12 protein-coding genes are annotated in these 15,086 nt (G+C 65.5%); 6 read left to right on the top strand and 6 right to left on the bottom strand.

What is annotated here, in order from left to right; genetic code table 11:
• Positions 1-391: 391 nt before the first annotated feature.
• Both U4Z64_RS28085 and U4Z64_RS37660 read left to right on the top strand, forming a co-directional pair.
• Positions 392-3,961, top strand: coding sequence for a beta strand repeat-containing protein (locus U4Z64_RS28085; RefSeq protein ID WP_415750606.1), 3,570 nt, complete (start codon positions 392-394; stop codon positions 3,959-3,961).
• A 212-nt stretch (positions 3,962-4,173) separates the two neighbouring features.
• A complete protein-coding gene (locus tag U4Z64_RS37660) occupies positions 4,174-6,000 on the top strand; it encodes a tetratricopeptide repeat protein (RefSeq protein WP_415750605.1) in 1,827 nt (608 codons plus the stop codon).
• Positions 6,001-6,057: 57 nt separating this feature from the next.
• Here the strand turns inward: U4Z64_RS37660 and U4Z64_RS28070 are convergent, their stop codons facing one another.
• The 4 genes from U4Z64_RS28070 to U4Z64_RS28055 all read right to left on the bottom strand — a co-directional run bounded on the left by U4Z64_RS28070 (position 6,058) and on the right by U4Z64_RS28055 (position 9,747).
• On the bottom strand, positions 6,058-6,837 hold the full coding sequence (locus U4Z64_RS28070; RefSeq protein ID WP_321802064.1) for a glycosyltransferase family 2 protein: 780 nt from the start codon (positions 6,835-6,837) through the stop codon (positions 6,058-6,060).
• Between the two features lie 98 nt (positions 6,838-6,935).
• On the bottom strand, positions 6,936-7,241 hold the full coding sequence (locus tag U4Z64_RS28065; RefSeq protein ID WP_044849186.1) for a flagellar protein FliT: 306 nt from the start codon (positions 7,239-7,241) through the stop codon (positions 6,936-6,938).
• A 40-nt stretch (positions 7,242-7,281) separates the two neighbouring features.
• On the bottom strand, positions 7,282-8,748 hold the full coding sequence (fliD, locus tag U4Z64_RS28060; RefSeq protein WP_044849185.1) for a flagellar filament capping protein FliD: 1,467 nt from the start codon (positions 8,746-8,748) through the stop codon (positions 7,282-7,284).
• Positions 8,749-8,919: 171 nt separating this feature from the next.
• A complete protein-coding gene (locus U4Z64_RS28055) occupies positions 8,920-9,747 on the bottom strand; it encodes a flagellin (RefSeq protein ID WP_321810799.1) in 828 nt (275 codons plus the stop codon).
• Between the two features lie 588 nt (positions 9,748-10,335).
• Here U4Z64_RS28055 and rpsU point away from each other — a divergent pair.
• Positions 10,336-10,548, top strand: a complete 213-nt coding sequence (gene rpsU, locus U4Z64_RS28050; RefSeq protein ID WP_006401410.1) for a 30S ribosomal protein S21 — start codon at positions 10,336-10,338, stop codon at positions 10,546-10,548.
• A gap of 293 nt (positions 10,549-10,841) precedes the next feature.
• Here rpsU and U4Z64_RS28045 read toward each other — a convergent pair whose 3' ends face one another.
• Positions 10,842-11,447, bottom strand: coding sequence for a DNA-3-methyladenine glycosylase I (locus U4Z64_RS28045; RefSeq protein WP_124486856.1), 606 nt, complete (start codon positions 11,445-11,447; stop codon positions 10,842-10,844).
• A gap of 141 nt (positions 11,448-11,588) precedes the next feature.
• On the opposite strand from U4Z64_RS28045, the gene U4Z64_RS28040 reads away from it, so the two are divergent.
• Together U4Z64_RS28040 and U4Z64_RS28035 are read left to right on the top strand one after the other, a co-directional pair.
• On the top strand, positions 11,589-12,470 hold the full coding sequence (locus U4Z64_RS28040; RefSeq protein ID WP_321821677.1) for a BadF/BadG/BcrA/BcrD ATPase family protein: 882 nt from the start codon (positions 11,589-11,591) through the stop codon (positions 12,468-12,470).
• Positions 12,471-12,746: 276 nt separating this feature from the next.
• On the top strand, positions 12,747-13,580 hold the full coding sequence (locus U4Z64_RS28035) for a Cof-type HAD-IIB family hydrolase (RefSeq protein ID WP_321821676.1): 834 nt from the start codon (positions 12,747-12,749) through the stop codon (positions 13,578-13,580).
• Positions 13,581-13,690: 110 nt separating this feature from the next.
• Here the strand turns inward: U4Z64_RS28035 and aqpZ are convergent, their stop codons facing one another.
• A complete protein-coding gene (gene aqpZ, locus U4Z64_RS28030) occupies positions 13,691-14,431 on the bottom strand; it encodes an aquaporin Z (protein WP_321802070.1) in 741 nt (246 codons plus the stop codon).
• A gap of 298 nt (positions 14,432-14,729) precedes the next feature.
• Here aqpZ and U4Z64_RS28025 point away from each other — a divergent pair, with 298 nt between their 5' ends.
• Complete coding sequence (locus U4Z64_RS28025; protein ID WP_321821675.1) at positions 14,730-15,026, top strand: H-NS histone family protein; 297 nt, start codon at positions 14,730-14,732, stop codon at positions 15,024-15,026.
• Positions 15,027-15,086 lie beyond the last annotated feature (60 nt).

The following is a 15,086-nucleotide window of genomic DNA, read 5'->3' as shown; positions in this document are numbered from 1 at the left end:
GCTTCACTTCAACGCAAGCCCATTGCGCGCGCAGCCACCCGCCGACGCCGGGTGCGAAATGGCCGTCACGCGCTCGTGAAATCTTTCAGAACGCATTCAAATCCTGCCGCTGCATCGGCAGCGTCTCGCGCATGTCCCGGTGACATGCGATCGATCGCCCGATCTATCTAAAGTTTGTCGCTCCATGGTCGTTAATCAGTCGGGTGCAGGATAGGGCCAAATCAAAGTAAAGCGTCGGCTGACGGGGGGCAGTCTCGGACATGCCGCTTCTGAACAACGAACTTGGAAAGGATGAAGCATGACTTCGATCGTAACGGGCATGTCTACGGCGCAAATCGCGGCGCTTACGACGGCGCAGGCGCACGCGCTTACAGGGACTGACATCGGTGCAATGACGACGGACCAGGTCAAGGCGCTGACGACCGACTCGGTGGCTGCGCTGACCACGTCGGCAGTCGTCAGCCTCAGCACGACGGCTGTCGCGATTCTCAGCTCCGACCAGCTCGGCTCGCTGAATACGGCGGACATTGCCGCGCTCAAGACGAACCAGATTGCAGCACTCACGTCCGATCAACTCTCGAAGCTGAGCGCGCCCCAGGCCGGTGCGCTGTCGAGCGCTCAAGTGGCGGCGCTGACGACCAGCCAGGCACAGAACGGCCTCACGACGGACCAGATTCACGCGCTGACGACGGCGCAGGCCGCTGCCTTGTCGACGGCCGACGTCGCGGTGCTGACGACGGCGCAAGTCACGGCGCTGACGACGGCCGATGTCGCGGCGCTGAAGACGAACCAGGTCGCTGCGTTGACGACGACGCAGGTGCAGAAACTGACGACCGATCAGGTCAAGGCGCTGACGACCGCGCAGGCGGCCTCGCTGACGACGGCGCAAGTGGCGGCGCTGACGACCGATCAGGTGAATGCGCTGACGACGGCCGCGTTCGCGGCGCTGAAGCCGACGCAGGTCGCGGCACTGACGACGGCGCAGATCGCCAATCTGAGCGCGGCGCAGGAAGGTGCGCTGACGAGCGCGCAGGTGGCGGCGCTGACGACGAATCAGGTGCAGAACGGCCTGACGACCGACCAGGTCAAGGCGCTGACGACGGCGCAGGCCGCGGCGTTGACGACGGCGCAGGTCGCCGCGCTGACGACGGCGCAGTCGAGCGCGCTGACGACGGCCGATGTGGTCGCGTTGAAAGCGACTCAGATTGCGGCGCTGACGACGGCCCAGGTGCAGAACCTGACGACCGCTCAGGCTGCGGCGCTGACGAGCACGCAAATCGCCGCGCTGACGACGGCGCAGGTGCAGAACGGCCTGTCGACCGATCAGGTCAAGGCGCTGACGACGGCGCAGGCGTCGGCCATGACGACGGCGCAGATCGCGGCGCTGAGCACGGACCAGGTGAACGCACTGACGACGGCCGCATTCGCCGCGCTGAAGCCGACGCAGGTGGCGGCACTGACGACGACGCAGATCACCAACCTGAGCGCGGCGCAGGAAGGCGCGCTGACGACCGCCCAGGTCGCGGCATTGACGACCGCGCAGGTGAAAAACGGCTTGACGACCGATCAGGTCAAGGCGCTGACGACCGCGCAAGCCGCGGCGCTGACGGCGGCTGACGTGACGGCGTTGTCCACCGCGCAAGCGACTGCACTGACGACGTCCGCCGTGGCGGCGCTGAAGACGGGCCAGATTGTGGCGCTGACGACGGCCCAGGTGCAGAACCTGACGACCGATCAGGTCAAGGCGCTGACGACCGCGCAGGCGCAGTCGTTGACGACGGCGCAAGTGGCGGCGCTGACGACGGACCAGGTGAACGCGCTGACGACGGCCGCGTTCGCGGCGCTCAAGCCGACACAGGTCGCGGCGCTGACGACGGCGCAGATCACCAATCTGAGCGCGGCGCAGGAAGGTGCATTGACGACCGCGCAGGTGGCCGCGCTGACGACGAGTCAGGTGCAGAACGGCCTGACGACCGATCAGGTCAAGGCGCTGACGACCGCGCAGGCCGCGGCGCTGACGGCCGCTGACGTAACGGCGCTGTCGACGGCGCAAGTCACGGCGCTGTCGACGGCGAACATCGCGGCGCTGAAAACGCCCCAGATCGTCGCGCTGACGACGACGCAGGTGCAGAACCTGACGACCGATCAGGTCAAGGCGCTGACGACCGCGCAGGCGGGCGCGCTGACGACGGCGCAAGTCGCGGCGCTGACGACCGACCAGGTGAACGCGCTGACGACGGCCGCCTTCGCGGCGCTGAAGCCGACGCAGGTCGCGGCACTGACGACGGCGCAGATCGCCAATCTGAGCGCGGCGCAGGAAGGTGCGCTGACGAGCGCGCAGGTGGCGGCGCTGACGACGGCTCAGGTGCAGAACGGCCTGTCGAGCGATCAGGTCAAGGCGCTGACGACGGGGCAGGCAGCGGCACTGACGGCGGCTGACGTCGCGGCGTTGACGACCGCGCAGGCGTCGGCGTTGACGACGGCCGACGTCGCGGCGCTGAAGGCGACGCAGATCGCAGCGTTGACGACGACGCAGGTGCAGAACCTGACGACCGACCAGGTCAAGGCACTGACGAGCGCGCAGGTGACGTCGCTGACGACCGATCAGGTCAAGTCGCTGACGACCGATCAGGTGAACGCGCTGACGACGGCCGCCTTCGCGGCGCTGAAGCCGACGCAGGTCGCGGCACTGACGACGGCGCAGATCGCCAACCTGAGCACGGCGCAGGCCGGCGCGCTGACGACCGCACAAGTGGCAGCGTTGACGACGAATCAGGTGCAGAACGGCCTGACGACCGACCAGGTCAAGGCGCTGACGACCGCGCAGGCGGCCGCGTTGACGACGGCCGACGTCGTGGCGCTGACGACGGCGCAATCGAGCGCGCTGACGACGGCTGATGTGGCCGCGCTGAAGACGAATCAGGTTGCGGCACTGCGCACGGATCAGCTGCAGAACCTGACGACGGCTCAGGCGGCAGCACTGAGCTACACGCAGATCGCATCGCTGACGACGGCCCAGGTACAGAACGGCCTGTCGACCGATCAGGTCAAGGCGCTGACGACGGGGCAGGCAGCGGCACTGACGGCGGCTGACGTCGCGGCGCTGACGACCGCGCAGGCGTCGGCGTTGACGACGGCCGACGTCGCGGCGCTGAAGGCGACGCAGATCGCAGCGTTGACGACGACGCAGGTGCAGAACCTGACGACCGACCAGGTCAAAGCACTGACGAGCGCGCAGGTGACGTCGCTGACGACCGATCAGGTCAAGTCGCTGACGACCGACCAGGTGAACGCGCTGACGACGGCCGCCTTCGCGGCGCTGAAGCCGACGCAGGTCGCGGCACTGACGACGGCGCAGATCGCCAACCTGAGCACGGCGCAGGCCGGCGCGCTGACGACCGCACAAGTGGCAGCGTTGACGACGAATCAGGTGCAGAACGGCCTGACGACCGACCAGGTCAAGGCGCTGACGACCGCGCAGGCGGCCGCGTTGACGACGGCCGACGTCGTGGCGCTGACGACGGCGCAATCGAGCGCGCTGACGACGGCTGATGTGGCCGCGCTGAAGACGAATCAGGTTGCGGCACTGCGCACGGATCAGCTGCAGAACCTGACGACGGCTCAGGCGGCAGCACTGAGCTACACGCAGATCGCGTCCCTGACGACGGCCCAGGTACAGAACGGCCTGTCGACCGATCAGGTCAAGGCGCTGACGACGGGGCAGGTGGCGGCACTGACGACGGCTGATCTCGCGGCGCTGACGACGACGCAGACCGCGGCGCTGTCCACGGCGTCGATCGTGGCGTTGAAGACGAGCCAGGTGATTGCGCTGACGACGGCTCAGGTGCATAACCTGACGACCGATCAGGTGGCTGCGTTCACGACGACCCAGGTGCATGCGCTGACGTCGGCGCAGGTGGGGGCAATGACGACCGATCAGATCCAGCAGCTCCACTTCTGATCAGTCGCGTTGCATGGCGCCGGGGTTCCCGGCGCCATCCCGCCTCGCCGGCATCGGGCAAGGCGTGAGTACTGGCAGGTTAAACTGCCGGCCACGCGTGACGTGGCGGCAGCCGCGCGTCACGGGCAGGCGAGGAGGCGGCGCGCCGTCGTGCCCGCGCGGCGGCTGACGGGCAGCCGTCCGGCGGACTGCCGTACTTTACGGTATTGCGTATGAGTGAAGTCATGGTTTCGTCTGAAGAAAATTTTGCTGCCGATCTTCTGCTCGCGTGGCACGGCAAGATCGACATGACGGGTCTCTTCGAGCGCGCGGGCGCGCTCGAAGCGAACCGGCAGTTCGAGCTGGCGGCGGTCCTTTACCGGACCTGGCTCGAGCGCAACGTCGCGCCGTTCAATCATTTCGTGTACTTCAACCTTGGCGTCGCGCTTTTCAACGCCAATGACATCGAGGCCGCGAAAAAGGCACACTACACGGCCATCGAACTCGCGCCCGATTTCATTCATCCGCATTTCAATCTGGGTGTCATGTGCGAGCGCATCAACGAGCTCGACACGGCGATCGCGGAATGGACGTGGGTCGTGGAGCACGCGTCGGCTGATCATCCCGAGCAACGGCCGCTGCGGCTGTCCGCGCTCAACAACCTCGGGCGCGTCCATGAAAACCAGCGGCGTTACGCCGATGCGCTGGCGTGCCTGACGGAAAGTTTGCGGATGGAGCCGAACCAGCCGGACGTGCTGCACCACTGGGTGTTCCTGCGGGGCAAGCAGTGCGAGTGGCCCGTGTTTGCGCCCGTCGAGGGCGTCGATCCGGACCTCATGCGACAGTCGACTTCCGCGCTGGCGATGATCAGCCAGTCGGACGATCCGGCGGAGCAATTGTCGGCGGCCCGGCATTACGTCGACACCAAGATCAACGTCGACGTGCCCGCATTGTCCGGCAAGAAGGCATACGGTCACGAGAAGATCAGGATCGCGTATCTTTCGTCGGATTTCTGTCTGCATCCCGTTTCGATGCTCACGGCCGAGCTGTTCGAATTGCACGACCGGCGGCGTTTCGAGGTGTACGGCTATTGCTGGTCGCGCGATGACGGCTCCGCGCTGCGCAAGCGGATTATCCAGTCGATGGATCATTTCCATCGCATCGACGCGATGAGCGACGAGGCCGCCGCTCAGCTGATCCGTGAACACGAGATCGACATCGTCGTTGACCTGCACGGGCAGACGCTCGGCGCACGCACGGACTTGCTTGCCTATCGGCCGGCGCCTATCCAGATCACGTATCTGGGCTTGCCGGCCACGACCGGCCTGCCGTACATCGATTATGTGATCGCCGACCGGTTCCTGATTCCGGAAGCGTACGCGCACTTCTACTCGGAGAAGCCGCTGTACATGCCGGACATCTACCAGGTCAGCGATCGCAAGCGGGTCAGTGCGCCGGCGCCGTCGCGCGCAAGCTGCGGCCTGCCGGAAGACGGCTTCGTCTTTTGTTCGTTCAACAACAATTACAAGTTCACGCCCGAGGTGTTCGGCGCCTGGATGCGGATCCTGCAGCGGGTGCCGGCAAGCGTGCTCTGGTTGCTTGCCGACAATCCATGGGCCGAAGCCAATCTGCGAAAGGAAGCGGCCAGGCACGGCATCGACGGCGGACGCCTCGTGTTTGCGTCTCGCGTCTCGCCCGAGAATTATCTTGCCCGGTTTGCGGTCGCGGATCTGTTCCTCGATTCCTTCCCGTTCAACGCCGGCACGACGGCGAACGACGCGCTCTGGATGGGGCTGCCGGTTCTGACACTCTCGGGCAGGAGCTTCGCATCGCGGATGGCGGGTGCGATGTTGTCCGCCGCGGGCATCGAGGAATTGATCACCTACGATCTGCACGCATACGAGGAGAAGGCGGTGGCGCTCGCCAGTGCGCCGGATGAGTGCGAGCGCCTGCGAAAGGTGCTGAACGCCGAGCGCAGGGATGGCGTATTGTTCGACACGCCGCGATTCGTCAACAATCTTGAGGCGCATTTTTCGCGTCTCGTCGGCGCGCTGGACTGATCGGCGCGCCGGTCGGCCGCCTCCCCGGGCAGGCCGATCGCCGGATCGCGCCGCAGGTCAGAAGCGGTCGAGATCCAGCACGATGCCCGCCGAAGCCATCAGCCGCTGGCGGTTCAGGCGGACGTCCGTATTGGGGGCTGGATGCCGCTGGTAAAGCGCGAGCATCGTCGAGGCGATCAGGTCGTCGCGTGTATTGCCGCGTCGCATATTCTCCTGCGCGCCGGCCGGGCTCTTGTGAATGACGACTGAGCTGAGCGGGACATGAACCATTGCGCGTCCGGAAAGACACGCGAGCAGGAAGTCCCAGTCTTCGTAAATCTCGAGATCGGTCGCATATCGGACGCGCGCGACGACGTCGTCGCGATACGCGATGCAGCTGTTCGGCACGCGATTCAGCACGTAGACGCTGTCCGCGTCGACATCGCCGATGCGCACCGTTTCGATCGAGGTCGTGCGTGGCGGATGCGTCGTGCGATCCTCGTAACACACCTTGAAATCGCAAAACAGGATTTCCGGCTCGTCGGCGCCGATGCTTCGGGCCAGCGCGTCGAGGTGCGTCGGCTCAAGCGTGTCGTCGTCGTCGAGGAACATGACGTAGCGCGATTTGGCGAGCGAGAGTCCGATGTTGCGGCTTTCGGCCGGCCCGGGCGCGCCGCTGCGGATCACATGGACGTAGCGCCCCTGCAATGCGGAAAGCTCCTCGAATGGCGGCATGTATGTCGCGCTATCGGAGACGACGATGACGGTGAAGTCCTGCCACGTCTGGTCGATCAGGGACTGCAACGTCCGGCGCAGCAGCAGTGGCCGGTCGTGGGTGGCGATGATGACGGTAAACACGATGAACCGGTAATGAGTGGAATCCGCTCGCCCGGCGAGCGATTCCCGCCGGGCGATGACGCGAGATCATCAGGCGCGGCGGGCACCGGGGCGTTCGTTTAGAAACCCGCGATCCGCTGATATTGCAGCGCTGCTTCCGTGCGGCCGATAGCCGTCTTGAACTCGGCCTGCAGCTCTCGTTGTGTCGTTTGTGCGTCCGCCATCACGGCCGCGTCGATCGCCTCGATGCGCTTCAGGATCGCCAGCGCGTCGGGCGATTGCGGGGCGGCCAGGGACATCAGCAGCGGCGAGCGCTGTTCGACGAGGCTCGCCGCGCCCGGCCAGTCGGCCATCGATGCCGCATGTTCGATTGCCTGCGTGAGCGACCACACGCGCTCCAGCAGAGTGATCGGGTCCGTCGTCATGTTCTCTCCCATGTTGATCCGGCCGCGGCAACGCCTGCCGCTATGCCTTGTTCGTGGCCAGCGCGCCCGCGCTGTTGGTGCCGCCGAACAGTTGCGTCAGGTACTGCGAATTGTTTTGCATCTTTGCCATCAGCGTATTGAGCGCGGTGAATTGCGTATTGTACTGATCGGTGAGCTGGCTGGCGTATGCCTGCAGCGCCGTGGCCTGCGTTTTCGCAGCGGCGAGATCCTGGTTCAACGCCGTGACGCGCGTGTCGATGATGCCGCCCGTCTGCAGGAATGTCGTGATGTTGCTGTTGAGCGTCGCGCCTACGCCGTTGGTCGCGTTGAACGCGGTCGCCACGGATGACGGATTGTTCGCCAGCGCCGACGACAGGGCCGCGCTGTCGACGCTGAGCGTGCCGTCCGGCTGAAGATTGAGGCCGATCGCGCTCAGGCTGATCGTGCTGCCGCCGCTCGTTACGCCCTGGGCCACCTTGGTGGCCAGCGTGTTGACGATCGAATTCAGCATCGAGTCGCCGATGAGCGGGCCCCCCTGGCTACCGGCGGCTGCGCTCGAATTGAAGCTCGACAGCGACGATGCGGTGCTGACGAACGAGTTGTATGCGGAGACGAACGCGTTGATCGTATTGGTGGCGGAGGTGTTGTCCGGCGAGACCGAGAGCGTTTGGGTCGTCTTGGCCGACGAAGCAGACAGGTTGATCGTCACGCCCGTAATCGCGCCCGTGATGGTGTTGCTCGCGCTAACCACGCTGGTGCCGTCGATCGAAAGCTGGGCGTCCTGCGCGGGGATCGTCTCGTTGTAATTGTTTGTCGCTGCGCCCGTGTTATCGACGGTTGCCAGCGCAGCCAGCCCGTCCGTCGAATTGGTCGACACCTTGATGGTGTTCGCCGCGCCCGTGACGTTGGACGTCAGCACGAGGTGCGAGCCGTCCGTGCCGGTGACGACCGTGGCGGTCACGCCCGGATTGCCGCTTCCCGTGTTGATCGCATTTGCGATGTCGGCGAGCGTGTTGGTGCCGGACTTGATCGCGACGGTCATCGGCGTGCCGCTGCCGAGCTGGATCGTCAGGTTGCCGGTGCCGACCTGGTTCGTCGATGGAATTCCCGTGATCGACGAGAGCTTTTGCGCCGTCGCTACCTGCGTCACTGCGACCGAATAGCTGCCCGCGACCGCCCCCGTCGACGTCGTGGCCGTGAGGCCGCTGCCGCTCGCGGATGCCGTGAATTTTGACAGCGCCGAGCCGTCCGTAAGGCCGGACAGTGCGCTTTGCAGCGACGAAAGCGACGACTTGAGCGAACCGATCGCGGACAGCGTCGTGTTGTCGAGCGTTTGCCGATTGGTGTTCTGGGTCGTTTGTGCGGCCGTCTTCGCTGCGACCAGCGCGGACACGAGCGACGAGACGTCCGTATTCGAATTCGTCACACCGCTGATGATCGATTGGGCGGCTGCCGCCAGTGCGCTGTTCGCCGATGTGGTGGTAGTCGTCGACATGTAGGACTCCATTCGATGAGATTAGTCCTGCGCAACGGTCGGGCAGGGCGACGTAATGCGCGAAGCACGAAAAGCAAAATGCTTACCCGACGTAATCGGATAAGCATTGGGAGGAAGGGCGTTCCCGTTCCGATGGCGCCGCCGCGTCGTTCGCGATCCCGCGGCGCGCGCCGTCCGGCTTGCTTAGCCCAGGAGCTTCAGCACTTGCTGCGGCATCGAGTTCGCTTGTGCGAGAACCGAAATGCCGGCTTGTTGCAGCACCTGTGCCTTCGACAGGTTGGCGGTCTCCTGCGCGAAGTTCGCGTCGGTGATCTGCGCGCTTGCTGCGTTCAGGTTCGTCGATTGCGCCGTGGTCTGCGAGATCGCTGCCTGATAGATGTTGATGTCGGAACCGAGCTGAGCTTGCGCGGTGTTGACGGTGCCGAGCGCGGTGTCGATCGTGTTCATCATCGCTTGCGCGTTGGCGACGGTCGTCACGCTGCCGGTCAGGCCGAGCGTCGCCGTATCGTACTTGCCGCTCAGGTCGAGCGACAGTTGCTGGCCGGACTTTTCGCCGATCTGGAAGGTCAGCGGCGTGCCTGCGGCGTTCGCGCTGCCGTCGAGCAGGTTGATGCCGTTGAACGTCGTTTGGCTCGCGATACGGCCGATTTCGGTGATACGCGCTTGCACTTCGGTGTCGAGGTTGCTTGCAGCAGCGGTGCCGATCGACGAATCGGATGCCTGAACAGCGAGCTGGCGGATACGCTGCAGGTTGGCGGTGATTGCCGACAGGCCGCTCGATGCGGTCTGAGCCATCGACACGGCGTTGTTCGCGTTCGACACACCCTGCGTGTATGCGTTGATCGACGCTTGCATCGTCGTCGAGATCGCGAGGCCTGCCGCATCATCTGCCGCGGAGTTGATGCGCTTGCCCGACGACAGGCGGTTGATCGCTTGCGACAGCGCGTTCTGCGTCGACGAGAGGTTCGTTTGAGCGGTCTGCGAATAGATGTTGGTGTTGATGTTCAGCATTTGGATCCTCGTTTGGAAAACGCCGTTTGATTGACTGGATTCGGGGTTCGGCGTCGCGCTTTCCGTGTCCCGCGCTGCCCGCCTTTCCTGGTTGTCGGCGCTGATTCGGGGAAACTTTAGGGCCGCATCGAACACTATTCTTGCGGCGCGATGCCGCGCATGTGTCTCGTGCGTGTCGCCTCGGTGGGGCGCGGAGCCTCGTGGCGCGGCAATGCGCTTCGTCGGGCAGTGAGGTCGGCCCGCATGGGAGGGGCGTGCCTGGCCTTCGCCAATCGGACGTGGTGAGCGGCTCGTGCTGAATTGCAACGGAAAAGCGGTAAACCTGTAGGCGAAGCTGCGTTTAACTGGTATGATGGCGGGCTGAATTGAGATTTTCTGTCACGCCTATGCCGTCTCGGCATTCCTGCTGGCAGTCAAACGCGGCGCTGCACGCGGCTTGTGAAGCGTACCCGCGGTGCTTTGTGCCTCTCTTTTCCGGCCTCCGAGGCCGTATTTCCGCTCGTTTCGCCTGTTGTGGGGACGCCCGGATGGCCGGTGCGTGGCGCTTGGCCGCTACGTTTTTGACCGTTTAAGCAATTTAGGAACGACATGACGACGATTCTTCTGAAGGAAAACGAGCCGTTCGAAGTGGCGATTCGCCGCTTTCGCCGTGCTATCGAAAAAAATGGCCTGATCGCTGAACTGCGCGAGCGCCAGTCCTACGAAAAGCCGACCGCAGTCCGCAAGCGCAAGAAGGCAGCAGCCGTCAAGCGCCTGCACAAGCGACTGCGCAGCCAGATGCTGCCGAAGAAGCTCCACTAAGAGCGTCTACGGTTCGCCGCGAAACGGCGGAGCGTGCTTCGAAAGAAGCCGCTCCGCCGTTTTGCTTTTCGGGGCCGGAAAAGGTTGCAGATCGTGGCGGAAAAGTGGCCGATCGACTGCCGGACGGTCGAATGGCCGCACGGCGGTTCCGCCGGCAGCCAACGGGCAAGGCCGCCGACGTGTTCACCGGGAAATCGGCGCCGCGTTCGGGCTCGCCTTGCGCGGATCACCTGGCGGCGCGTGCTGACGTGCCGGTGCGCGCCAAGCCGACCGGCCCGTGAGCTTCGTCGCCGTCAGCCCGCCTTGCGGCGCCGTGCCGGCTGCTGCTTGCCGCCGAGCGCAGCGCATTGGGCGTGACACGGGCAACCGGTCTCATGGTCGTTGACCATCCCGGTTGCCTGCATCAGCGCATAGCAGATCGTCGAGCCGACGAACTTGCAGCCGTACTCCTTCAGCGCCTTGCTGAGCGCATCCGACTGGGCAGTCGACGCGGGCGCGTCGCGATACGACTGCCATGCGTTCTGGACCGGCGTGTGGTCGACGAACGACCACAGGAATTGCGCGAGCGATCCGTGATCCTCGCGAATGCGCTGCACGGCCCGTGCATTGGTCACCGCGGATTCCACCTTCGCGCGATTGCGGACGATGCCGGGGTTCTCGAGCAGCTTCTCGATGCGCTTCGGCGTGAAGCGGGCGACCGCATCGACATCGAAGTCGGCGAACGCCTCGCGATAGCCGGCGCGCTTGTTCAGGATCGTCGACCACGATAGCCCCGCCTGCGCGCCTTCGAGAATCAGCATTTCGAACAGATGGCGATCGTCATGCGACGGCACGCCCCACTCGGTATCGTGATAGTGAGCATCCGCTTCCGTCTTTACCCAATTGCACCGCTGCGACATCGCCGGCCTCGTTCCAGTGTCGATTCGATCGTGCCAGCATAGCGGAAGGCCCATTCACGGTATAGCTGGCCGAACGGCAGATGGGCGCGCGGCGCCGATCCGGTTAAGCTTGGCGCCTGTTCGAATCAGCAGGATCAACGCATGACGGCATTCCTTTTTGCGATCGGCATCGACGGCGGCGGCACGGGCACCCGCGCGGTACTCGCCGACCGGCACGGGCGCGAACTCGCGCAGGGGCGCGGCGGCCCGTCGGGGCTCGGCCTCGGCATCGAGCGCGCGTGGGCATCGATCGGCGCGGCCTGTGCCGACGCATTCACGCGGGCGGGGCTCGCGTTCGACTGGTCGCAGTGCGCGCTCGGCTGCGGGCTCGCGGGCGTCAACAATGCCGCGTGGCTCGCCGCGTTTCGCGCGCAGGCGCCGCTCGACGCGCTCGCGATCGAGAGCGACGCTTATACGACCGTCGTCGGCGCGCACGGCGGTGCGCCGGGGCTCATCGTCGCGCTCGGTACGGGCAGCATCGCGGCGGCGCTCGACGCGGCGGGCGACTGCCGCATCGCGGGCGGCTTCGGCTTTCCGTCCGGCGACGAGGCGAGCGGCGCGTGGCTCGGCATGCGCGCGCTCGCGTACGCGCAGCAGGCGCTCGACGGCCGCGTGCCGCGTGACGCGTTTGCCGGCGCGCTGCTCGCGGAAACGGGCGCGCACGATCGCGACGCGCTCGTCCAGTGGTCGTGCGATGCGAACCAGACGATCTACGCACGCCTCGCGCCGATCGTCTTCGCGCACCGCGACCATCCTTATGCGGCGGCGCTGATCGCGCAGGCCGGCGACGAGATCGGCAAGATGATCGACGCGCTCGATCCGCAGCAGGCGCTGCCGGTCGCGCTGTGCGGCGGGCTGGCCGACGCGCTGGCACCGGCCGTGCCGGCACACCATGCGGCGCGGCTGCGCGCGCCGCTCGACGATTCCGCGCACGGCGCGTTGCGGCTCGCGCTGCAGGCGTTGAGGGCGGCTGAAGCGGGGTGAGAGGGGCGCATGGGCGGCGTGCGATGAGTGGGCCGAGCAGACCGGGCGGGCCGATCGGGCTGATCGGGTAAAGCGACGGGCGGGCACGTTGAGCGGACAAACTGGACCGAGCGGACCGAGCGGACCGAGCAAACAGCCTGCCCCGACCGAACCAGCGACGCACCGAAACCCGAACGCCCTGAAACCCGCCCCCATTTCCCAACCACCCGGCGCGCCCCCGGGCACGACGTTAAAATGGCGGCTCCGCAGCGTCCTGCGCGCCACTCCCCCATCCCCATGTACAAAGTCATCGCCACTGATCTCGACGGCACCCTGCTGAACAGCGACCACCAGCTCGATCCGTACACGATCGAGACCGTCCGCCGGCTCGACCGCGACGGCCTGCAGTTCGTGATCGCGACGGGGCGTCACTACGCGGACGTCGCCGGCATCCGCGACGTGCTGGGCATCCGGCCGTACCTGATCACGTCGAACGGCGCGCGTGTGCATGCGCCGGACGACACGGCGATCCATGCGCAGGACATCGATCCCGCGATCGTCCGCGGCCTCGTGCAGCCGGGCGTGACCGGTGCGCACGGGCGCGTGATCGTCAACCTGTTCACCGACCGCGGCTGGCTGATCGACCGCGACGCGCCGCACCTGCTCGAATTCCACCAGGATTCGGGCTTCCGGTACGACGTGATCGACATGGCCGCGCACGACGGCGCCGACATCGCGAAGGTGCTGTACATCGGCGAGCCGGCCGATCTGGCGGTGGTCGCGGAGCAGATGCGCGTGCGGTTCGGCGATGCGCTGTACGTCACGTACTCGCTGCCCGACTGTCTCGAAGTGATGGCCGCCAACGTGTCGAAGGGCCGCGCGCTGCGGACGGTGCTCGCGCGACTCGGCGTCGACGCCGGCCACTGCATCGCGTTCGGCGACAACATGAACGACATCGACCTGCTCGAAACGGCCGGCCACGCGTTCATGATGAACAACGCGAACCCCGACCTGATCGCGCACCTGCCGCACATCCCGCGGATCGGCAACAACTTCGATGCGGGCGTCGCCCGCCACCTGCGCACGCTGTTCGCGCTGGAAGGCACGCTCGACGGCGTCACCGCTTCCTGAGCTGAGCGGCCATGAAAAACGGGCGCCAGCGGCGCCCGTTCAAATTACCTGCCTCGATGTTGTTCGACAGCGTGAGGCTCGCTGCTCTGCTCGCGTGACCCCGTAGTGTTTTATTCGCTAGTGCGAGCGGATGCGGGCACGAGGCCGACGGCATCGTCGCGCCCCGCGATCAGCGGGTAGATGATCCCCGCGATTGCCGCGCCGATGATCGGCGCGACCCAGAACAGCCACAGCTGGCCGATCGCCTCGCCGCCCACGAACAGCGCGGGGCCGGTCGAGCGGGCCGGGTTCACCGACGTGTTGGTGACCGGGATCGAGATCAGGTGGATCAACGTCAGGCACAGGCCGATCGCGATCGGCGCGAAGCCGGCCGGCGCGCGCTTGTCGGTGGCGCCGAGAATCACGAACAGGAAGAAGCCCGTCATCACGACTTCGCAGATGAACGCCGCGCCGAGCGAGTAGTGGCCGGGCGAGCGCTCGCCGAAGCCGTTCGTCGCAAAGCCGCTGCCGACGACGTCGAAGCCCGGCTTGCCGGTCGCGATCAGGTACAGCACGAACGCACCGAGCGTCGCGCCGACGACCTGCGCAACGATATACGGCGCGAGATCGCGTGCCGGGAAGCGGCCGGCGACCGTCAGGCCCACGCTGACGGCCGGATTCAGGTGGCAACCCGAAATATGGCCAATCGCGAATGCCATCGTCAGCACGGTCAGGCCGAAGGCGAGCGCGACGCCGGCGAAGCCGATGCCGAGGCCCGGAAAGGCTGCGGCCAGCACGGCGCTTCCGCACCCGCCGAGCACCAGCCAGAACGTGCCGAATACCTCTGCAGCCAGACGCTGAGAAAGATTCATGTAAGGATCCCGTTCAAGTGGGTTGAAGACAAACGGATGACCGGATGATTTATTCCGTCACCCCGAATTGGTCTGGATTATAGGAAATGAATCGGCTGGGTGAGGGTCAACGATTGTTAAATTCGAATGGCTGACGAATGGCTTTTATTAGAATAAGTCCGCATTCTCGATATAGCCGATTCGGTTAAAGATGGCAGCATTAATTTTGAAGGGCAGGGCGGCAGTGCGGATGACGTAACGGGTGTTGGCGTTCCGGCCGGAACTGCCGGCGCCGCATCATGGAAAAGGGAGCCGAAAAATGTCTCAATACGCGAAACTCAAGGCGCAGATCGCCGATCTGCAGGCCCAGGCGGATGACGCGCGTCGCCAGGAAGTGGCGGCGGTGATCGCCGACGTCCAGCGAATGATTGCCGAATATGGCCTGACGGCCCAGGATCTGGGCTTCGCGGAGCGAGCGCGGCGCGGCCGTCCGCCGAAAAAGGCACCGCTCCCCCCGAAATACCGCGACCCGAAGTCGGGTGCAACCTGGAGCGGGCGTGGCAAGCCGCCGAATTGGATCGTCGGGAAAAACCGCGATCGTTTCCTGATCGAATGAGCGCGCAAAAAGAAAGAGCCGCATCGACTGCGGCTCTTTGGCGCCTTTGGGTTTTACGCG

Source organism: Burkholderia sp. BCC1996, assembly GCF_905339955.1.
Lineage (GTDB): Bacteria > Pseudomonadota > Gammaproteobacteria > Burkholderiales > Burkholderiaceae > Burkholderia.
Note: the sequence above shows the minus strand (reverse complement) of the source record. Positions and strands in the feature narration are given on the sequence as shown.